This window comes from Sutterella sp. KLE1602, assembly GCF_001578585.1.
Lineage (GTDB): Bacteria > Pseudomonadota > Gammaproteobacteria > Burkholderiales > Burkholderiaceae_F > Sutterella > Sutterella wadsworthensis_A.
In genome coordinates this window covers 94150-114639 of sequence record NZ_KQ968562.1, presented here as the reverse complement: position 1 = coordinate 114639, position 20490 = coordinate 94150, and the positions used below count along the sequence as shown (strand labels likewise).

General features: G+C 62.5%; 18 protein-coding genes and 1 tRNA gene. 4 read left to right on the top strand and 15 right to left on the bottom strand.

Annotation, left to right across the window (positions count from 1 at the left end):
* Positions 1–27: 27 nt before the first annotated feature.
* Together queA and HMPREF3036_RS08765 are read right to left on the bottom strand one after the other, a co-directional pair.
* Complete coding sequence (gene queA / locus HMPREF3036_RS08770; RefSeq protein WP_062333643.1) at positions 28–1074, bottom strand: tRNA preQ1(34) S-adenosylmethionine ribosyltransferase-isomerase QueA; 1047 nt, start codon at positions 1072–1074, stop codon at positions 28–30.
* Between the two features lie 129 nt (positions 1075–1203).
* Positions 1204–2544, bottom strand: coding sequence for a TldD/PmbA family protein (locus tag HMPREF3036_RS08765; protein ID WP_062333641.1), 1341 nt, complete (start codon positions 2542–2544; stop codon positions 1204–1206).
* A 107-nt stretch (positions 2545–2651) separates the two neighbouring features.
* Between HMPREF3036_RS08765 and yjgA the strand changes: the two genes are divergently transcribed.
* On the top strand, positions 2652–3212 hold the full coding sequence (yjgA, locus tag HMPREF3036_RS08760) for a ribosome biogenesis factor YjgA (protein WP_005436118.1): 561 nt from the start codon (positions 2652–2654) through the stop codon (positions 3210–3212).
* Between the two features lie 24 nt (positions 3213–3236).
* Entirely contained in the window at positions 3237–4595 is a 1359-nt protein-coding gene (gene mog, locus HMPREF3036_RS08755) for a molybdopterin adenylyltransferase (RefSeq protein WP_062333638.1), read from the top strand.
* A 113-nt stretch (positions 4596–4708) separates the two neighbouring features.
* Here the strand turns inward: mog and HMPREF3036_RS08750 are convergent.
* The 5 genes from HMPREF3036_RS08750 to HMPREF3036_RS08730 all read right to left on the bottom strand — a co-directional run bounded on the left by HMPREF3036_RS08750 (position 4709) and on the right by HMPREF3036_RS08730 (position 8141).
* Positions 4709–4793: transfer RNA gene (locus HMPREF3036_RS08750), tRNA-Leu, on the bottom strand.
* Positions 4794–4817: 24 nt separating this feature from the next.
* A complete protein-coding gene (folK, locus tag HMPREF3036_RS08745) occupies positions 4818–5327 on the bottom strand; it encodes a 2-amino-4-hydroxy-6-hydroxymethyldihydropteridine diphosphokinase (RefSeq protein WP_062333636.1) in 510 nt (169 codons plus the stop codon).
* A complete protein-coding gene (gene pcnB / locus HMPREF3036_RS08740; protein WP_062333634.1) occupies positions 5320–6759 on the bottom strand; it encodes a polynucleotide adenylyltransferase PcnB in 1440 nt (479 codons plus the stop codon). The genes folK and pcnB overlap by 8 nt, the downstream gene beginning before the upstream one ends.
* Positions 6760–7446 (bottom strand): HAD family hydrolase, encoded by a 687-nt coding sequence (locus HMPREF3036_RS08735; RefSeq protein WP_062333632.1) that lies wholly within the window; start codon positions 7444–7446, stop codon positions 6760–6762.
* Positions 7447–7463: 17 nt separating this feature from the next.
* A complete protein-coding gene (locus tag HMPREF3036_RS08730) occupies positions 7464–8141 on the bottom strand; it encodes an HdaA/DnaA family protein (RefSeq protein WP_062333631.1) in 678 nt (225 codons plus the stop codon).
* A gap of 298 nt (positions 8142–8439) precedes the next feature.
* Here HMPREF3036_RS08730 and purM point away from each other — a divergent pair, with 298 nt between their 5' ends.
* Complete coding sequence (purM, locus tag HMPREF3036_RS08725) at positions 8440–9468, top strand: phosphoribosylformylglycinamidine cyclo-ligase (protein WP_062333629.1); 1029 nt, start codon at positions 8440–8442, stop codon at positions 9466–9468.
* A gap of 65 nt (positions 9469–9533) precedes the next feature.
* Here the strand turns inward: purM and miaA are convergent, their stop codons facing one another.
* Both miaA and mutL read right to left on the bottom strand, forming a co-directional pair.
* Positions 9534–10454, bottom strand: coding sequence for a tRNA (adenosine(37)-N6)-dimethylallyltransferase MiaA (gene miaA, locus HMPREF3036_RS08720; RefSeq protein ID WP_231853610.1), 921 nt, complete (start codon positions 10452–10454; stop codon positions 9534–9536).
* A 53-nt stretch (positions 10455–10507) separates the two neighbouring features.
* Positions 10508–12628: a DNA mismatch repair endonuclease MutL gene (gene mutL, locus HMPREF3036_RS08715; protein WP_062333625.1), complete on the bottom strand. Its 2121-nt coding sequence runs from the start codon at positions 12626–12628 to the stop codon at positions 10508–10510.
* Positions 12629–12778: 150 nt separating this feature from the next.
* Between mutL and HMPREF3036_RS08710 the strand changes: the two genes are divergently transcribed.
* Positions 12779–13450 carry a VTT domain-containing protein gene (locus HMPREF3036_RS08710; protein ID WP_005436101.1) on the top strand — a complete coding sequence of 224 codons (672 nt, stop codon included), beginning with the start codon at positions 12779–12781 and terminating at the stop codon, positions 13448–13450.
* A gap of 57 nt (positions 13451–13507) precedes the next feature.
* Here the strand turns inward: HMPREF3036_RS08710 and rfbC are convergent, their stop codons facing one another.
* The 6 genes from rfbC to HMPREF3036_RS11950 all read right to left on the bottom strand — a co-directional run bounded on the left by rfbC (position 13508) and on the right by HMPREF3036_RS11950 (position 20279).
* The gene (rfbC, locus tag HMPREF3036_RS08705; RefSeq protein ID WP_005436100.1) at positions 13508–14050 is read right to left on the bottom strand and encodes a dTDP-4-dehydrorhamnose 3,5-epimerase; all 543 of its coding nucleotides are present in this window, start codon (positions 14048–14050) and stop codon (positions 13508–13510) included.
* 95 nt (positions 14051–14145) lie between these two features.
* On the bottom strand, positions 14146–15390 hold the full coding sequence (gene pepT, locus HMPREF3036_RS08700) for a peptidase T (RefSeq protein WP_005436099.1): 1245 nt from the start codon (positions 15388–15390) through the stop codon (positions 14146–14148).
* Positions 15391–15515: 125 nt separating this feature from the next.
* Positions 15516–16718, bottom strand: a complete 1203-nt coding sequence (locus tag HMPREF3036_RS08695; RefSeq protein WP_062333623.1) for a phosphoglycerate kinase — start codon at positions 16716–16718, stop codon at positions 15516–15518.
* Positions 16719–16836: 118 nt separating this feature from the next.
* A complete protein-coding gene (gap, locus tag HMPREF3036_RS08690) occupies positions 16837–17853 on the bottom strand; it encodes a type I glyceraldehyde-3-phosphate dehydrogenase (protein WP_062333621.1) in 1017 nt (338 codons plus the stop codon).
* Positions 17854–17876: 23 nt separating this feature from the next.
* Positions 17877–19889, bottom strand: coding sequence for a transketolase (gene tkt / locus HMPREF3036_RS08685; protein ID WP_147645302.1), 2013 nt, complete (start codon positions 19887–19889; stop codon positions 17877–17879).
* Between the two features lie 231 nt (positions 19890–20120).
* Positions 20121–20279: a hypothetical protein gene (locus tag HMPREF3036_RS11950; RefSeq protein ID WP_231853609.1), complete on the bottom strand. Its 159-nt coding sequence runs from the start codon at positions 20277–20279 to the stop codon at positions 20121–20123.
* Positions 20280–20490 lie beyond the last annotated feature (211 nt).

Sequence of the window (20490 nt, the reverse complement as noted above, 5' to 3'; positions counted from 1 at the left end):
TCTTGTGTACAGGTCCTGCTGGCCGGATCAGCCTGCAAGACGGGCGTTTTCGATGAAGCATGCGTCGCCGTAGCTGAAGAAGCGGTACTTCTCCTCAACGGCATGGCGGTAGGCCTCCAGAATGCGCTCGCGGCCCGCAAGGGCGGAGACCAGCATGACGAGCGTCGACTTCGGAAGATGGAAGTTCGTGATGAGCGCGTCGATGATGCGGAAGCGATAGCCGGGCATGATGAAGAGCGAGGTGTCGCGGGCGCCCGCGGCCACGTGCCCGACGGCGTCGGCCGCGCTCTCGATCGTGCGCAGCGACGTCGTGCCGACGGCGATCACGCGGCGGCCCTCGGCCTTCGCACGATTGATGCGCGCGGCCACGTCCTCGGGCATGTTGAACCATTCCGAATGCATCTGGTGTTCAGAAAGATTCTCGACGCGAACGGGCTGAAAGGTCCCCGCGCCGACGTGAAGCGTGACATACTCGATGTCGACCCCCTTGGCCGCAAGCCTGCCGAGAAGATCCTCGGTGAAGTGAAGGCCGGCCGTTGGAGCGGCCACGGCGCCGGGATAGCGGGCATAGACCGTCTGATAGCGGCTCTCGTCGGACTTCTGCGCCGCATGCGTGATGTAGGGAGGAAGCGGAACGCGACCGAACGCCTCGAGAACGTCGAGTACGGGACGCTCGAACTCAAGTTCGAAGAACTGGCCCTGACGGCCCGTCACCATGACGGGCTCCTCGATGCCGTCGGCCTCGAAGTAGAGGACAGTGCCCGGCTTCGGGGACTTGCTGGCGCGGACCATGGAGATAGCGGTGCGCTCGCCCGTGACGCGCTCAATCAGGGCCTCGACGTTGCCGCCCGTGGCCTTGCGGCCGAGCAGGCGGGCCTTGATGACCTTGGTGTTGTTGGCGACAAGCAGGTCGCCTTCGTGAAGAAAGCCCTCGATGTCCGTGAACGTGCAGTCCTCGATCACGTCCTTCGTGATGTGCAGAAGACGAGATGCAGTGCGGTTTTCAAGGGGATACTGGGCGATGAGCTCCGGCGGGAGCTCGAAATCGAAATCGGATAAGTGCTGTTCTTGCATGGCTTGACAGGCCAGTGGGAATTTGAGAAAAGCGGCATTCTACCCGCTTTGCCCGCGACTGTCTCGACAAAGACGCCTGACTTTGCACCTCGTTGCGAAGAAGCCCCTTCGAGGCTCATTCGTCAGAGCTCATTCGCCCGCGAGCATCAGATCGGGAATCAGCAGGCTTCCCGATCGACGCACGCCCGTGTCGTGTTCGTCGGCTCCGATCGCCTCGATCGTCTTCATCATCGTGAGAATGTTCGAGGCAATGGTCACCCCTTCGACGGGGGCGACGATCCGCCCGTTCTCGACCCAGAAGCCCGAGGCTCCCCTCGAATAGTCTCCCGAGACCGCGTTGAGCCCCTGCCCGATCAGCTCCGTCACGAGGAATCCCGTGCCAAGGCGCTCGAGCATCGCCCGCCTCGTGTCCTCAGGTCGAGTCTCGGTGCTGGAAAGCCTCAGGTTGTAGGCTCCGCCGAGATTTCCCGTCGTCCTCATTCCGAGCCTTCGGGCGGAGTAGCTGGAGAGGAAGATCCCCTCAATCCGTCCGTCCGACACGATCATGCGTCTTCGTCCCGCGCACCCTTCGTCGTCGAAGACTCCGGAACCGAGCGCCCTCATGAGATAGGGATCCTCCTCCACGGAGACATGAGCAGGAAGAATCCGCTCGCCAAGCCTTCCCTCGAGACAGCTCGCATGCCTGTACCAGGCGCGCCCGTTGAGGAGTTCTTCAAGAATGTCCAGAAGTCCCGTCGCCACGGGCGCATCAAAGAGCACCCGCGCACGACGGCTCGACAGCGGCCTTGCGCCAAGGCGAGCGACCGTGCGCCCGGCAGCCGTGCGTCCGAGCTCGGCGGGGTCCAGAAGATCCTCGACGGCGCGCCCCTGCGTCCACCAGCCGTCGCGCTGCATGCCGGAGTCGTCCTCGGCAATGGGCGCAGCGTCCATGTCGTGACGCGAATACCTGTAGCCAGCGCAGAACCCGAGCGAATTGGCCAGCGTGAACTCCCCCGACGAGGTCGAGAAGTTCGTGCCATCGGAGTTGACGATCCGCTCGTCCGCCTCGAAGACGGCCTCCTCTACGGCCGAGGCCAGCCTTACGGCCTCCTGGACGCCTCCCTCGAACGGATGCCAGAGCGACAGGTCACGCATGTCGGCCTGCAGATCCTCCGTCTCGGGAAGTCCCGCAGCAGGGTCCTCCGCCGAGACGCGGGCGATGTCGACGGCGGCCTGCACGGCCGCCTCGAGCGAGCGTTCGGAAAAGTCCGCCGTGCTTGCGCAGCCTTTTCGCCCTCCGATCCACGCGTTGAGCGTCAGGACACGCTCCTCGGTGTGCTCTACGGCGTCGACCTCCCCCATGCGCACCGTCACGCTCAGCCCCTTGTCGTGGCTCACCTCTGCGCTTGCGCAGTCCGCCCCCAGCGACTTCGAACGCTCCACCGTCCATCGGGCGAGCTCCTCCGTGCGCATTTCGACTTCATCCTGCATTTTCACTCTCCTTCCTCCGCCTTCACGGGCCTTCGGACATCCGACGTCCTGCCCGCGATCCCGCTATCATAAGGGTTTTGATGACTTTTTAACGCAAGAGCTTTGCCATGCGCCAGGAACAGATCTACGAAGACGACGTTGACGAAAACGGCTACCGCGGCCCCTCCAAATCCCAGCTCAAGCGCGAGCAGAACGCGCTCCAGGATCTCGGACGCGAGATGACGAAGCTCGGCGACGAGCAGCTCAAGCGCATCGGCCTTCCCGACGAGGTTCTCGTGGAAATCGTCGAATTCCGCCGCATGAGAAGCTTCGGCGCGCAACGACGCCAGCTCCAGCTCATCGGCAAGAAGATGCGCAACATGGATCCCGTCGCCGTTCGCGAAGCGATCGACCGCGTCACAGGCGAATCCCGCGCCGCCGTCGCCCTGCTTCACCGCTGCGAGACGCTGCGCGACCAAATGCTTGCAGGCGACGAAGCGCTCACCAAATTCATCAGCGAGCATCCCGAAGCTGACATCCCACGCCTTCGCACGCTTGTGCGTACAGCTCGCAAGGAGCGCGAGGCACAGAAGCCGCCCAAGAGCGCCCGCGAGCTCTACCGCTACCTTCATGATCTTCTCGAAGAGCCCATCAGCCTCTTCGCCGAAGACGACGAGAACGAAGAATAACCATCAGGCCAAAGGACGATTTCGATGAAGCCGCCTCGCAAAAGTGAAAACGAACTGATTCTGGGCCTCGTGTCCGTGTCTGACCGCGCCAGCAGGGGCGTCTATGACGACCGCGGCATTCCCGAGCTCGAAGCCTGGTGCAGGAAGGCCATCATCAATCCGATGGCCGTGCACAAGCGCCTCATCCCCGACGAGCGCTTCGAGATCGAGAAAACGTTGCGCGAGCTCGTCGACATCATCGGCTGCGACCTCGTCCTCACGACGGGCGGAACGGGCCCCTCGCGCCGCGACGTCACGCCCGAAGCGACGCTTGCCGTCGGTACGCGCGAGATGCCGGGCTTCGGCGAACAGATGCGAGCGATCTCAGGCCACTTCGTCCCGACCGCCATTCTGTCGCGCCAGACGGCCGTGCTTCGCGAAACGCCCGATCATGCGGCGCTCATCATCAATCTTCCCGGCCAGCCAAAGGCCATTGCTGAAACGCTTGAGGGCCTCAGGGGCAAGGACGGCAAGTCCGTCGTCAACGGCATCTTTGCAGCCGTGCCCTACTGCATCGACCTCATCGGCGGTCCCTACGTCGAGACCCGCGAGGAAGTCGTCAGGGCCTTCCGCCCCAAGAGCGCTCAGCGCCCGAAGCCCGCAGAGGAGAAGCAGGCCGAACCGGTCCAACCCTCCCAACCCGCCAAGCCTGCGGAACCCGCCGTCAAGCCCTTCGATCCGAAGGACATCCTGATGGTCTCCCCGCGGCGCGCGCAGAATGCGCCTGAAGCCGCCGTCATCTGGCTCCACGGCATGGGCGTCGACAACAACGACTTCGCGCCCTTCCCTGACGAGATCCTTGACTTCGGCGGTCCCGTCTGCCGATTCGTTCTGCCCAACGCCCCCGTGCGTGAAATCTCCGCGCATCCGGGCTATCCGCTCCGCGCCTGGTACGACGTGCGCTCGGACAAGATCGACGACAACGAGGACCGTGCAGGCATCAGGGAAACCGCAGCCCGCATCAGTCTTCTCATCACGGACGTCGAAAAGGCGGGCATCCCCCGCAGCCGCATCTTCCTCGGAGGCTTCTCTCAGGGCGCGGCCGCCGCACTCTACGCGGGACTTCGTGAAGAAGAACCTGTCGCGGGCATCGTGGCCCTTTCGGGCTACCTGCCGCTCGCGGGCACTCTGTTCTCAGAAATCACGCCCGCCGGCCGCAAGACGCCCGTCTTCATGGCGCACGGTCTCTTCGACTCCGTCATTTCGCCACTGACCGCCAAGCGCAGCGCTCAGGTCATTCAGGAGATCAACCCCGACTTCCGCTGGCTTCCGTTCGACATGGACCACGAAATCTGTCAGGACGAGCTCGCGGCGCTGGCACAGTTCCTCCGCCAGCATCTCTGAGACAGGACCCAACTCTCATTACGCAAAGCCTGTGCGGACTTCCGCGCAGGCTTTGCCGCTTGCAGGATAAAAGAAAAGGCCGGTGCAACGACTGCATCGACCTTAGCTTTTGATGGTCCCCAGAGAGAGACTCGAACTCTCATGGTTGTTCACCGGCGGATTTTGAATCCGCTGCGTCTACCATTCCGCCATCCGGGGAACCCTTTCAAATTAAGGAGTGAATTATGCCATATTTTCCGGGCCCAGTGGGCGGATCAGCTGATCGGGATGAGCCTCCCGCACGTCCCTGACGGCTTCTCCGACGGTGCGCCCGTCAGGCAGTCTCCAGTCAGGCAGCAGATCCGCAATCGGCACCAGCACGAAGAGGCGTTCGTGCATGCGAGGATGAGGAAGCGTCAGCACGGGATCGTCGGAAACCGTCCCCTCATAGGCAATCACGTCCAGATCGAGCGTTCTGGGCGCATTGACAACACCCGCCGGCCTAACGCGACCGTGTGCGTTCTCAATCGCCTGACAGGCGCGCAGAAGCGCCATAGGCTCAAGCGTCGTCTCGACCAGCACCGCAGCATTGACGTAGTCGGGACCGGAAGACTCGACGGGACTCGTCGTATAGAAGCGACTCGTGCCGAGCACGCGGATGCCGTCCGTCCGTCCGAGCGCCTGCACAGCAGACCTGAGTGCCTCAACGGGCTGCCCCAGATTGGCCCCGAGCGCGATGATCGCCTCAGGCATCACTGCGCTCCTGACGGCTGCGGGAGGAGCGGCGCGGCGAACGGCGACGCCTTCTCGACGAGCGGCGCTCGCCATCCTCGGCAGGCGTCTCGCCGTCGGCGGACGCTGCGCGGCGTCGATGGCTGCGGGCGGCGTCCCCCGTCATGCGGGCCTCGCGCTGAGCCTCTGCGATCATGCCTGCACGAGTTTCCTCGTCGGAGAGCGCAAAAGCGTCCCACCACTGAACGAGAGACTCGGGCACATGACCGAGCAGCGAACGAAGCAGCATGAAGTCATAGGCAGCACGATAGCGGGGATGGGAGACGAGCGCATAGGCAGTCTTGCCCGTGCGGCGCTCGAACCTCGCCTGAAGCATCCACAGATCGTGGATGTCCGCCTGATAGCGTCGCTGGATGTTCAGCTGCTGGCACTGGGTGGCAAGCACGTCGACGCAGGCCGCATGAAGGGCGGCCATGCGGCTCATGCCCTTTTCATCCTCGTTGTAGCGCCAGCGCTTGACGACCTGCGGCCAGAGCAGCGTGCCAAAAAGGAAGGAGGGCGAAATCTTCTTGCCGACGGCGATGCGCTCGTCGGTGCGCTTCAGGGCGAGCATCAGGAACTCCTCGCCGTCAGGCTCGGAGACGATCACGTCCAGCAACGGCAGAAGCGCCTTGTGAAGTCCCTCCTGACGCAACTTCGAGAGGCAGGCCACGGCATGACCGCTGGTCAGAAGCTTGAGTACCTCGTCGACAAGACGGGCGGAGGGCACGTTTTCGAGAAGCTTCGCCATTTTGGGAATCGGCGCTTCAGTGGCGGGCTCGATCGTGAAGCCGAGCTTCGCCGCGATGCGCACGGCGCGCATCATTCGCACGGGGTCTTCCCTGTAGCGCTCGGCTGGATCACCGATCATGCGAAGGCGCTTTGCGGCGAGATCTTCAAAGCCGCGGTGATAGTCGAAGAGCTCCTGCGTCTGGGGATCGTAGTACAGCGCATTGATCGTGAAGTCGCGCCTGGCCGCGTCCTCCCACATCTCGCCGAAGACGTTGTCGGAGACGACGCGACCCGTGGCGTCCTTGCGCTGGCCCGCGCCCTCGAGCGCACGGAAGGTCGAGCACTCGATGATCTCGCGCCCGAAAATCACATGTACGAGCTTGAAGCGACGGCCGATGATCACGGCGCGGCGCTGGCAGCGCTTCACCTGTTCGGGCGTCGCATCGGTCGCCACGTCGAAGTCCTTGGGCGTGACGCCGAGCATCAGGTCGCGAACGGCACCGCCCACGATGTAGGCCTGGAAGCCGCGACGCTTGAGCGCCTCGCAGGTCGCCCGCGCCTCAGCCGACACCAGGGCCGGATCGATGCGGTGCTCATCTGCGGAAATCACGCGGGGATTCTTGACGACAACGGAACGGGGGGCGAACATGTCCCTCACCCGGTTGACAATACGGCCAAACATTTACGCCCTGTCCTTTTTGAAAATATCCATGATTCGCCAACCTCTGCGGGCGGCTTCCGACCGAAGCATGCCGTCCGGATTGACGGCGAACGCCTCGCCGCGTTCGGCGGCAAAGGCCAGCATCGGCAGATCGTTGATCGAGTCGCTGTAGGCCTCCAACCTGAGGCCGTCATCAGCAGCGCCCAGACTCTCCAGAAACTCCCTGAGGAGCACCAGCTTGCCCTCGCCGTAAGAGTGGGACCCTGCAATTCGGCCCGTGAACTCTCCGAAGGCGTCCTCTTCAGGTCGAGCCGCCACAAGATGCCTGATGCCGAAGAGCGGCGCAATCGCACCCGTCACGAAGGCATGCGTGCCTGAAGCAAGCACGGGCTCAAACCCCGCCTTCCTGCGGGATTCGACCAGATCGAGCGCTTCGGGGCGGAGGTGCGGCCTGACGCAGGCATCGATGTAGGCTGTGCACCACTTCTCAAGATCCTGCCGCCTGCAGGCGGCCAGAAGCCCCGCCTGAAAGCCCATGAACTCGTCGGCGCTGAATGCACCCTTGCGGTAGGCTTCGGCATAGGCCTCGATCCGGGCGTCCATCAGGGCGACATCCATGCCTGCGGCTCTCACGAGCCAGCGGCTCCAGTTCTCTCCGCTGTCGACGGGGAGAAGCGTGTGATCAAGATCGAAGACTGCAAACTTCATGTCGTGAAAAAACGGGATCAGTATGCCTGACGGGCGTGCTGCCTCTCATCAAGAGAGGTCACGGCCTCGCGCAACAGAGGAAGCGTCACGCGACGCTGCTTCTGCAACCCGAGGCGGTCCGCCTCATCAAGCACACAGGTGAGCGTGCGCATGTCACGCGGCAGGTTGGCCCCAATCCAGTGAAGGATGTCAGGCGTGAGCTCGATGCCGCGTCGTGCGGCCTGACGGTGAAGCTCGGCAAGACGCTCCTCATCGTCAAGCGGACGAATTGCATAGCAGAGTCCCCAGGCCAGACGACTTCTGACAACTTCGGGAAGCGGAAGCTGAGCGGCGGGCACCCTGCCCGCACACACGAGATGCATGCCCGGCGTTCCGCGCACGGCATTCTGCAGTGCAAGCAGCTGCAACGCCCAGCCCGGATCCAGTTCGTCCACGTCGTCAACGACGTAGAGCGGCACCTTCGGATCGAACATCGGCACGCGGAAGCCCTCTTCAGGCACCAGACTCCTCAGCAAATGCGTGAGGCCCGCCCCCTTGGGACCGTAAAGATACACGAAGGTGGGCCCGCAGCCTGCGGCCACTTCTCGCAGAACACTGACGGCTTCGCCGTTGGCACCGACAACGAAGTTGTCGAGCGTCGGCTTGTCGCGCTCCTGCAGGTCGAGCAGATACTGATCGGGTTCGTGTTCGTACATAATCTCGGGCGGTGGAAATCTGAGCGCATGATGCGCACACGTCCAGAATCTTAGAGTTTACCTCGAAAACATTGTTTTCGTCCGCTCCATTTGTCATGCCTCCGCTTCACTCAAACCCTTGCTCCGCCTGCGACCTCCCCTGCTCAAAAATCGTCTTATCCGCCTCATGAGACGGCTCTTTGGCTTATACTTTCGCAAACTCTTTTATTAGGCAACCCGTCCCCGGTCACACCCTTCGGCACGACGTGCCCCCTCTTCTGCGTGTGCCCGCGGACCCTCTTTACTCGAGATACTTTCCATGAGCCAACTTTCCTACGCGGCTGCCGGCGTTTCCATCGATGCCGGCGACGAACTCGTTGAACGCATCAAGCCCTTTGCCAAGCGCACGATGATCCCGGGCGTCCTCGGCTCCATCGGCGGCTTCGGCGCGCTCTTCGAAGTCAGCAAGGAATACAAGAACCCGGTTCTCGTCACCGGCACGGACGGCGTGGGCACCAAGCTCATGCTCGCCTTCAAGCTCGGCCGTCACGACACGGTCGGCCAGGACCTCGTTGCCATGAGCGTCAACGACATCCTCGTGCAGGGTGCCCGCAGCCTCTTCTTCCTCGACTACTATGCCTGCGGCAAGCTCGACGTTGACGTCGCCGGCCGCGTTGTCGCTGGTGTCGCCAAGGGCTGCGAACTCGCAGGCTGCGCTCTGATCGGCGGCGAAACCGCCGAAATGCCGGGCATGTATCCGGAAGGCGAATACGACCTCGCAGGCTTCGCCGTCGGCGTTGTCGAAAAGGACCAGATCATCGACGGCCGCACGATCCAGCCGGGCGACACGATTCTCGGCCTTGCCTCGAGCGGCCCGCACTCCAACGGCTTCTCTCTCATCCGCAAGGTGGTCGAAGTCGCCGGCGCTGATTGGAACATGCCGTTCGACGGTGCCACGCTCGCCGACCGCGCCATGGAACCCACCCGCATCTACGTCAAGCAGGTTCTCGAAGTCATGAAGTCCGTGAAGATCAAGGGCATGGCCCACATCACGGGCGGCGGCCTCGTCGAGAACGTGCCCCGCGTTCTTCCCGAAGGCGTTCAGGCCGTCATCGACGGCAAGTCCTGGACGCGCCCGGCCATCTTCGACTGGCTCCAGGAAAAGGGCAACATCGACAGCCATGAAATGCACCGCGTCTTCAACAACGGCATCGGTCTCGTCGTGATCGTCTCCGCCGAAGACGCCGAAAAGGCCCGCGCAGCCTTTGAAGCTCAGGGCGAAAAGGTCTTCACGATCGGCACGGTCGCCAAGCTTCCCGAAGGCGAAGCTCCCTGCGTCGTCCGCTGATCGGCCTTAGGCCACTGACCAAGAATTGCGGCACTGCAACGGATGCAGTGCCGCTTTCTTTTTATTCAAACAAGCGCAGGAGAAGTCACCTTCTCCAGCAGCCCGAGCACGCTGTCGAGCGCGCCCGCGTCAAGTGGGTCCAACAGAGCAACGTCGGGCATGCTGCGCATCCAGGTCATCTGTCTCTTGGCCAACTGTCGGGTGGCCGCAACGCCTGCCAGATAAAAGGCCGCCATGTCGGTGCGCCCCTCGATGAAATCAATTGCCTGTCGATAGCCTACGGCCCGCATGGCCGGGCTGTCAGGATCGTAGTCTGGACGCATCATCAGAGACCTAACCTCATCCAGAAAGCCATCGGCAAGCATCTGTTCAAACCTTGCCTCGATTCGGGCATGCAGCCACTTTCTGTCCGAGGGCAGCAGCCCCATCGTCAACGTCTCCACCGCAGGTCTGCGAACACTCTCTGCATGGAAGGCCGAGATCGGCCTGCCCGTCATTTTCCAGACCTCCAGAGCGCGCCCGATGCGTTGGCTGTCGTTGGGCGCCAGTCTGGCGGCCGTCACGGGATCGATCCTCCCGAGTTCTGCATGCATGGCTGGCCAGCCGCGCTCAGCCGCCTCAGTCGCCACCGCCTCGCGAACCTCATGCGTGCTCGAGGGCATGTCGTTGATGCCGTCCCTGAGAGCCTTGGCGTAGAGCATCGTGCCGCCCACGATGAGCGGAAGCCGCCCTCTCGAGCGGATCTCACCCACGAGTCTCACGGCATCCTCCAGAAAATCGGCGGCGCTGTAGGCCTCACCAATGTCACGGATGTCGATCAGATGGTGCGGGCATACCGCCCTTTCCTCCTTCGTCGGCTTTGCCGTGCCGATGTCCATGCCCCTGTAGACAAGCGCAGAATCCATGGAGATGATCTCAACGTCATGACGTCGGGCGATCTCCAGAGAAAGAGCGGACTTGCCGCCCGCCGTAGGCCCAAGAATCATCAGCGCCTGCGGCTTTTGCCCGCATTCATGCAGGACCTTTTCAATCGCGTCCATCACTTGCCCCTCATGAAGAGCTTGTCCAAGTCTGTAAGCGTCATCTGCCGCCATGTCGGACGGCCGTGGTTGCACTGGTCGGCCCGCTCGGTCTCCTCCATGTCCCTCAGAAGCCTGTCCATTTCGGGCAGGGTGAGACGGCGGTGCGCGCGCACGGAGCCATGACAGGCGACCGTGGCGAGAAGCCTGTTTCTGAGCTCCTCGATGACAGACGTCTCACCGAAGTTCTGAAGATCCTCTAGAAGACACTTCACCATGGTCTCCACCGTCTGGGACGGCATGTCCTTGCAGAGCATCGGGAGCGCACGCACGGCGACGGCGCAGTCTCCGGCCCCCGTGAGCTCAAGGCCGAGCGTGGAAAGAAGCTCGCGGTTTTCCTCAAAGACGGAAAAGAGAAGCGGGTTCAGGCGGAAGACCTGCGGGATCAGAACCTGCTGTACGGCGATGCCGCGGGCGTCCATCTCGCGCTTGAGACGCTCGTAGGTGATTCGCTCAGCCGCCGCGTGCATGTCAACCACCACGAGCCCGCGCTCATTCTCCGCCAGAATGTAGATGCCGCCGATCTGGGCAATGGCGCGGCCGAGCGTCCCCGGAGGAAGCGTCGCGGGCTTGCAAGCTTCAGATGCGGGAGTGGCCGCAACACATGCCGAGGTCTTGTCGGAAGCGGACGGAACCGCCTCGGCAATCTCCTCGAAGCTCATGCCCTCGGCCGTTTCGGGCGGGGGCACGTCAATCGGCCCGAGAGACGTTGCCTCATTCGTCTCCTTCAGGAAGGATCCTCCCTGAAGGTCGAGACGTCCGGATTCGGGTTCGGCAGGCGGCACTTTCTCGCTCTTGAGCCAATTGCCGTCTTTCCGTCCCGAGAAGCGTCCCTCAGGAACTCTGCCCTGCGCAGCCGCTCTGGCAGTATCGACGTCCGCGCCGAAAAGGCGCATAGCCGTGCTGACGTCAGGACAGGATTCGGGCTTGAACACGGGACGCAAAGGTGCGGTGAATGCGGGAGTGCTACCGAGCGAGCCTGATGAAAAAACGGACGGTGCAGACGACTGCACGGGACGTGCGGCCTCCTGCCGTTTCTGAGCAGGCAGGGCTGCCTCGGTCTCCTCACCATTCAGAAGCGAGGCGGTGGGCGGCGCGAGAGCCGCCTTCACGGCATGCATGACGAACTGGTGTACCCTGCTCGACTCCCTGAACCTGACCTCAAGCTTGGCGGGATGTACGTTTACGTCGACCGCAGTCGGATCCAGCGTCAGATAGAGACAGAAGACGGGCTGGCTCTGGCCGTGCAGCACGTCCTGATAGGCGGCCTTGACGGCATGCATGAGCGTCTTGTCGCGCACATAGCGGCCATTGACGAAAAAGTACTGCCCGTCCGCACGACTGCGGGCGATGGCCGGAATGCCGGCGAGTCCTCGAATCGTCATGCCGTCCTCCTCGGCCGCCACCTCGCGGTGCTGTCCCTTGAAGGCTCTGGGCATCAGCGCCTCAATGCGGTCAACAACGTTCGTGGCGGCAGGAAGCTTCAGAACATTGCGACCGTTTGCCGAAAGCGTGAAGCCGATGTCGGGGTTGGCGAGCGCCAGGCGCTCGAGATATTCGGTCACATGAGCCGTTTCCGTCGCGTCGGACTTCATGAACTTGCGGCGAGCCGGCGTCTTGTAGAAAAGGTCGAGCACCTCCACGCGCGTGCCGACGACGCCTGCGGCGGGATGCACCTCTCCGTCGGAGATCTCCCATGCGCTGTCGGCCTCAGGCGTGCGGCTGCGGATGCTCATCTCGGCAACGGCATCAATCGACGCCAGGGCCTCGCCGCGAAAGCCGAGGCTTCCGACGCGCTCGAGCTCCAGAAGGTCGCGGATCTTGCTGGTGGCGTGCCGTCTGAGGGCTAGCGCCAGCTCGTCCTTCGGAATGCCTGAGCCGTTGTCGGTTACGACGATGCGCTTGAGGCCACCGCCATCGAGCTTGACGTCGATCTCACCGGCGCCAGCGTCGATTGCATTCTCCACCAGCTCCTTCACAACGGAGGCAGGACGCTCGATCACTTCGCCTGCCGCAATCTGGCTGATGAGCTGGCTCGGTAGTTCAGCAATGCTTCGTTTGGGCGCAAGCGTGCGCGGCATCAGGTTTTGCATAAGCCTCGGGCAATTTCAATTCGTTAAGATATGCCCCGTCAGCCGGGGACTGCATTCAGTATGATATGTGCAATCTCCGCTCCTTGCACATGGCCGGCCCTCCCTCGGGGGCAGGAAACAATCACCTGGGATTCTCAGATGGACATCCTCGATCTCGTAGTCAACCTCTTTACCAATACGGACGCCTTTCTCGTTTCCCTCGCCACGGACTACGGCACCCTCATCTACGCCGCCATGTTCCTCATCTTCTTCCTGGAGACTGGCTTCGTGATCATGTCATTCCTGCCGGGAGACTCTCTTCTCTTCGTTGCAGGCACCGTCGCCGCCTCCGGTACGGCCAGTCCCTGGCTCATCATGCTCGCCGTCATCGTCGGCGCCATCGCAGGCAACACGCTCGGCTACGAGCAGGGCCGCTGGCTCGGCAACCGCATCTACAGCGGCAACATCTCCTGGATCAACGAAAAGAAGCTCCGCCACGCTCACGACTTCTACATGCGCCACGGCGGCAAGACCATCCTGCTCGCCCGCTTCGTGCCGATCGTCCGCGCCTTCGCGCCGCTCATTGCAGGCGCAGCCCGCATGAACGGCATCCGCTTCGAGCTCTTCAGCGGCGCAGGTGCCATTCTCTGGGCTGTCTCGATCGTCGGCGCAGGCTACCTCTTCGGCAACATCCCGTTCATCAAGAACAACCTCTCTCTCATCCTTCTTCTCGGCATCATCGCCGCCATCTCAGGCCCCGTCCTCGTGGGCATGGTCTGGAAGTTCATCCAGAAGCGAAAGGGACTTGACGCGGAAGACCCGCAAAAATAAGTCGACTTGTGAGAAAAGCCTGCCGGATCGGCAGGCTTTTCTGCATTCAGACCTTTCTCACGGCAAAAGGAAGGGGGCTGCGGCGTCCTTCTCGGAGAGGATGGGATTTTCGCACCGCCAGTCGATGTTCAGCGTCGGATCATTCCATCGACACGAGGCCTCCGACCCCGGCACCCATGGCTTGTCGACCTTGTAGAGCACGATCGTATCGTCCTCCGTCGTCACGTAGCCGTGCGCATAGCCGGCTGGCACATAGAGAGACTCCCCCTCGCCAGCCTTGAGCTCGACGGAAATCCACCTGCCGAACAGCGAGCTCTCGGGCCTCACGTCTGCCACAACGTCAAGGAGCGCTCCTCTGACGCACTGCACGGCCTTGGCCTGCGCATGCGGCTCACGCTGCCAGTGCATGCCGCGCAGCGTCCCTCTGCGGGCGTTGCAGACGAGATTGTCCTGCATGAAGGCAATGTCCACGCCCGCCGCGCGCCAGTCAGCCGCCTGCCAACTCTGCGTGAAGCTGCCGCGCGCATCCGCGTGAACGATGCTCTTCAAAAGCAGGACGCCCGGCAGACCGAGTGCCGTCACATGAAGCTGTGTCGTCATGATTTCCCTTTCCGTTTCCGTCCTGCCGCCCTCACGAAAACGGGCGTCCACTCACAGCGTGAGGACGCCCGTTCAGGTTCAGAGCAAGCCTGACCTTAGTGCTTCGTGCCTGCAATCAGGTCGATCAGGGTGAGCGTCACTTCCGTGCTCTTCACGGCCGCACCAAGCGGCAGGAATTCGCAGTTACTGTGAAAGTTGTGGCCGCCCGTGAAGTAGTTGGGCGTGATGACGCCCTGCGTCGAGATGAAGGAACCGTCCGTGCCGCCGCGCATGGCAATCGTGTTGGCCTTGACGCCGGCGATCTCGAGCGCGCGATAGAGATGATCGACGGCGCAGCGGTTGTCGTCCGTGAGCGCGTCGGCGATGTTGCCGTACATGTCCTTCACTTCAAGTTCGATCCTGGCGCGCGGATTGCGGACCTTCAGGTATTCGACAGCGGAGGCGATGAGCTCCTTCTTGGCCTCGTACTTCTCGCGATTGTGGTCGCGGATCTTGATCGAAACCGTGGCCTGCGAGGGGTTCGAGACGATGCTGTTGACCCAGACGAAGCCTTCGGTGCCCTCGGTGCATTCAGGCGTCGAACCACGGTCCATCATCTGCACGAAGTCCGTGGCGATGAGAGTCGGGTTGACGAGAACGCCCTTGGAGGACATCGGATGGGCCGTGACGCCCTTGATGCGGATCGTGGCGCTGCCTGCATTGAAGGTTTCGTAGACCACTTCGCCGAGCTCGCAGCAGTCGACCGTGTAGGCGAAGTCGACGGGGAACTTCGAGAAGTCGATCTTCTTGGCGCCGAGAAGGCCGATCTCCTCGTCGGGGACGAAGGCGACGTAGATGTCGCCGTGCGGGCGGTTTTCCTTCACGACGATGTCGAAGGCCGTCATGACGTTGGCGATGGCCGACTTGTTGTCCGCACCGAGCACCGAGGTGCCGTCGGTGACGACGATGTCGTCGCCCACGTACTTCTCGATTTCAGGATGCTCGGACGTGCGCATCCACAGGTCCTTTTCCTTGTTCAGGCAGATGTCGCCGCCCTGATAGCCGCGGATCACCTGAGGATGGACGTCGGGGCTGAGGCCGGCATCCACAGTGTCGAGATGGCAGCACCAGCCGACCGTCGGAACGGCCTTGTTGTCGGGAAGATTGCCCGGAAGCAGTGCCGTCAGCACGCTGTATTCGGAAATCTCAATGTTGACGAAGCCGAGTTCGGCAAGTTCTTCGGCGAGCATGCCGGCGAGCTTGCGCTGGCCTTCGGTGCTCGGGACGACGCCTGCCTTCCCGTCGCTTTGGCTCGTGACGGCCACATAGCGCAGGAATCGTTCAAGAATGGCTTCCTTCATGATGTTTTCTCTCCTCAAAGGGGTTTCTCTGCATGCGGTTGGCGTCCCGCCTCAGGCGGGGCGCCTTGTTGTCCGGACGGAGGCCATGGGTCCTGCCGCCGTCCGGATGCGGATCAGCGATCCTGTTACTGAGCGGCGCGCTCTTCAAGCACGGCCACGGCCGGGAGCTTCTTGCCTTCCAGGAACTCAAGGAAGGCGCCGCCGCCCGTGGAGATGTAGGAGACACGGTCGGCAATGCCGAACTGGTGCACGGCGGAAACCGTGTCGCCGCCGCCGGCGATCGAGAAGGCGCCCTTGTCGGTCGCCTCGGCGATGGCGTCGGCCATCACGCGGGTGCCTTCGGCGTAGGGAGCCATTTCAAAGACGCCGACCGGGCCGTTCCAGACGATCGTGCCGGCGCTCTTGAGAATGTCGGCAAGGATCGCGGCGGTCTTGGGACCGACGTCAAGGATCATTTCATCCTCGGCAACGTCGTCCACATCGGCAACGCGATGCTCGGCGTCGGCCGAGAAGGCCTTGGCGACCACGACGTCGACGGGCATCGGCAGGCTGGCGCCCTTGGCGGCGAGCACGGCGAGCACCTTGCGGCATTCATCGACGAGCTCGGGCTCGGCGAGGGACTTGCCGATCGGCTTGCCCGCAGCGAGAAGGAACGTGTTGAGAATGCCGCCGCCGACGATCAGGCGGTCGACCTTTTCGGCGAGGTTGGAGAGGATCGTGAGCTTCGTGGAGACCTTGGAGCCGCCGACAATGGCGGCGAGCGGGTGACGGGCCTCCTCGACGGACTTCGTGAGGGCGTCGATTTCTGCAGCCATCAGGGGGCCGGCGCAGGCGACGTCAGCGTAGCGGGCGACGCCGACCGTGGAAGCCTGGGCGCGGTGGGCCGTGCCGAAGGCGTCGTTGACATAGACGTCGCAGAGGGCGGCGTACTTCTTCGAGAGTTCGTCGTTGCACTTCTTTTCGCCAACGTTGCAGCGGCAGTTTTCGAGCATCACGACATGGCCGGGCCCGACCTTGACGCCATCAACCCAGTCGGCGACGAGCGGCATGTCGCACCCCAGAAGCTCGCCCATGCGGCGGGCAACGCCCGCGAGGCTGTCGGCCGGCGTCACGGTGCCTTCCGTCGGACGGCCGAGGTGGCTCATCACCATCACGGCGGCACCGGCGTCAAGCGCGGTGCGGATGGCGGGAACGCTGGCCACAAGACGGGTTTCGTTGGTAATACGGCCGTTTTCATCGTGCGGCGCGTTGAGGTCGCTGCGGATCAGGACGCGCTTGCCGGCGAGAAGACCGTCCTTGGCAAGCTTTTCAAGAGTCAGAACGTGCATGACTTGTTCTCCGAAAGGGAGTGCGGCGCATTGCGCCGCTCAGGAAACATAAAGTGCGAAAGCCACGCCGAGGATGCGGATCCGGGGCATGGCTTTCATGATCATCGGAACTTGCCGTTTACTTGGCGGCCATCATCGCGCAGGCCGTGTCAAGCATGCGGTTGGAGAAGCCCCATTCGTTGTCGTACCAGGCAGTGACCTTCACAAGACGGTTGCCGGAGACCTTCGTCAGCGTGGAGTCGAAGATCGAGCTGTGGTCATCGCCGTTGAAGTCGGTGGAGACGAGAAGCTCGTCGTTGTAGCCGAGGATGCCGGCGAGGTCTTCGGACTCGGAGGCGGCCTTCACGAGGGCGTTGATTTCCTCGACGCTCGTGTCGCGCTTGGCGATGAAGGTGAGGTCGATGAAGCTGACGTTGATCGTCGGGACGCGGACGGCGAAGCCGTCGAGCAGGCCGTTGAGCTCAGGAAGCACGAGGCCCACGGCCTTGGCTGCGCCGGTCTTCGTCGGGATCATGGAGAGCGTGGCAGCGCGAGCGCGGCGCATGTCCTTGTGATAGACGTCGGTGAGGACCTGGTCGTTCGTGTAGGAGTGGACCGTGGTCATCAGGCCACGTTCGATACCTACCGTGCGGTGCAGGGCCTTGGCGAGCGGAGCGAGGCAGTTCGTCGTGCAGGAGGCGTTGGAGACGACGAGGTCGGAGGCCTTGAGGACCTCCTGATTGACGCCGTAGACAACCGTAGCGTCAGCCGTCTTGCCGGGAGCGGAGAGCAGGACCTTCTTGGCGCCCTGCTCGATGTGCACCATGCTCTTTTCCTTCGAATTGAAGGCGCCCGTGCACTCCATCACGACGTCGACGTTGAGTTCTCCCCAGGGGATCTCCTTCGGGTCGCGCGTGGCGAAGACGCGGATGCGGTCGCCGTTGACGATCAGCGTGTCCGTGCCTTCGACCTGCACGTCAGCGTTGAAGCGGCCGTGGCAGGAGTCGTGCTTGAGAAGATGGGCGTGGATGGCGAGGTCGCCGGGGGCATTGATCGCGACGATTTCGACGTCATGCTTCTTGCCGCCCTCGTAGTGAGCGCGGAGAACGTTGCGGCCGATGCGGCCGAAACCGGTGATGGCAACACGAATGGTCATGTCTAATCCTTCTGTCTTTGTTGTTACTTGAGAAGCTGCTCAACCTTGGCAACCACGTTTTCAACCGTAAAGCCGAAACGTTCCCAGAGGACGCAGGCCGGCGCGCTTTCGCCGAAGGTATCGACGCCGATCACGGCGCCCTTGCCGGAGAAGTACTTGTACCAGAGGTCGGACTTGGAAGCCTCGATGGCAAGCACGGGCACGCCTTCGGGCAGCACGGCGCGGCGGTATTCCTCGTCCTGTTCGTCGAAGAGGTTCGCACAGGGCATGGAAACGACGCGGACCTGAACGTTGCGGGCCGTCAGCTCGGCGCGGGCCTTCATGGCGAGACCAACTTCGGAACCCGTGGCGAGAAGCACGACTTCGGCTTCACCGGCGCCGGCAGGCGCTTCGGCGGCAACATAAGCGCCGCGGGCGATCGCGTCGGCATCCACTTCGTCACGATCGAGGAACGGAACGTTCTGGCGCGTGAACACGAGGCAGGACGGGCCGTTGCGGCGCTCGATGGCGCTCGCCCAGGCGATGATCGTCTCGACCGTGTCGGCGGGACGCCAGACATGCATGCCGGGGATGAGGCGCAGACTGGGCACGTGCTCGACGGACTGATGCGTCGGGCCGTCTTCACCAAGGCCGATCGAGTCATGCGTGAAGACGTTGATGACGCGCTGCTTCATGAGGGAGGACATGCGCAGGGCGTTGCGGGAATAGTCGGAGAACGTCAGGAACGTGGCGGCGTACGGAATGAAACCGCCGTAGAGCGCAATGCCGTTCATGATGGCAGACATGCCGAACTCACGGACGCCGTAGCTGATGTGGCGGGCAAGGAAGTCGCCGCTGTTAAGCGACTTGACGCCGGTCCAGTTCGTGAGGTTCGAGCCCGTCAGGTCGGCGGAACCGCCGAGCAGTTCGGGAAGCGCGGGCGCAAGAGCGTTGAGGGCCTTCTGGCTGGCCTTGCGGGTGGCGACGGTCTCGGCAGCCTCTTCGGCGGCGCAGAGGGCGTCCATCACGGTGTCGGACCAGTTTTCGGGCAGGTCGCCGGCGAGGCGGCGCTTGAGTTCTGCGGCGAGCTCGGGATACTGGGCGGCATAGCCGTCGAACATCGTCTGCCATTCGGCTTCGATGCGGGCGCCTTCGGCACGGTGATCCCAGGCGTCATAGACCTCCTGCGGAACCTCGAACGGAGCGTAGGGCCAACCGATCGCGGCGCGGGTGGCGGCGATTTCCTCATCGCCGAGCGCTTCACCGTGGACCTTGGCGGTCCCCTGACGGTTGGGCGAGCCCTTGCCGATGGTGGTGCGGGCGATGATGAGGGTGGGCTTATCCTCGGAGAGCTTGGCCTCGGCGATGGCGGCGTCCATGGCGTCGATGTCATGGCCGTCGACCGGGCCGATCACGTTCCAGCCGTAGGCTTCGAAGCGGCCGCGCGTGTCGTCGCCGAACCAGCCCTTGACGTCACCGTCGATCGAAATGCCGTTGTCGTCGTAGATGGCGATGAGCTTGTTGAGCTTCCAGACGCCGGCGAGCGAGCAGACTTCGTGGCTGATGCCCTCCATCATGCAGCCGTCGCCTAGGAAGACGTAGGTGCGGTTGTCAAAGACAGGGAAACCCTCGCGGTTGAATTCGTTCGCAAGCATCTTTTCGGCAAGCGCCATGCCGACGCCGTTGGCGATGCCCTGACCGAGCGGACCAGTCGTCGTTTCAACGCCGGGCGTGACATCCACTTCGGGATGGCCGGGCGTCTTGCTGTGCAGCTGACGGAAAGCCTTCAGATCGTCGATCGAAAGGTCGTAGCCGGTGAGGTGCAGCAGAGCGTACTGCAGCATCGAGCCATGGCCGTTCGAAAGGATGAAGCGGTCGCGGCCGGTCCACTTCGGATTCGTCGGATTGAAACGAAGGTGACGCGACCAGAGGGCCGTCGCGATATCGGCCATGCCCATGGGCATGCCCGGGTGACCGGACTTGGCTTTCTGGACGGCGTCCATGCTGAGGGCACGGATCGCGTTGGCCATCATCTGAGCAGAGGCTTGAGAGGTCATAGTATTTCTGTGAGCGGATTGAAGAAAACCGGAGGGAAGAAACCCCGAAAAGGCAAGGCGGCGACCTTCCCTAAGGTTTGTACGCCGCTGTCTGACTTAATTTATTATTTTAGCAACAAAAGGAGGGGGCCAACCGAGCGTGAAACCACGGAGCTCCTCTCCGCACATGGATTCGGAATGCGGAAACCCGCATGTCCGCAGACTTCCCATCCTGTTTTACCCAATTGCGGCTTATATCTCCGTCCTAAGCTTCGGATAGGTCATGTTGGCTTTGGTGAAGCAGATCTTGTTGTCAGCGTTGTATGCAACAACGTCGCAATGGTCTTTGGCCAGGTCGATGCCAATCGCAACGGCGATCTTGCGTTTCTCGAAAACTTGTGTACTATTCATGACGAAGCACTCCTCTTATCGTATGAGTTTTAGTCGACTCTTTGGCACTTAGATGCCGTGGTATTCTCGGCCGAAAGCGAGATTTAAGAGAGAGTGCTTCTTTTGTTTGCAGGTTGTCAAGTTCTGCATTGATGGTCTCCGGTGTTTGATGCCCCTTCTGGAGCTGACCATCTTATTAAGAGCGCGGACGAAGCTCGTTAGCCTGTGGGGA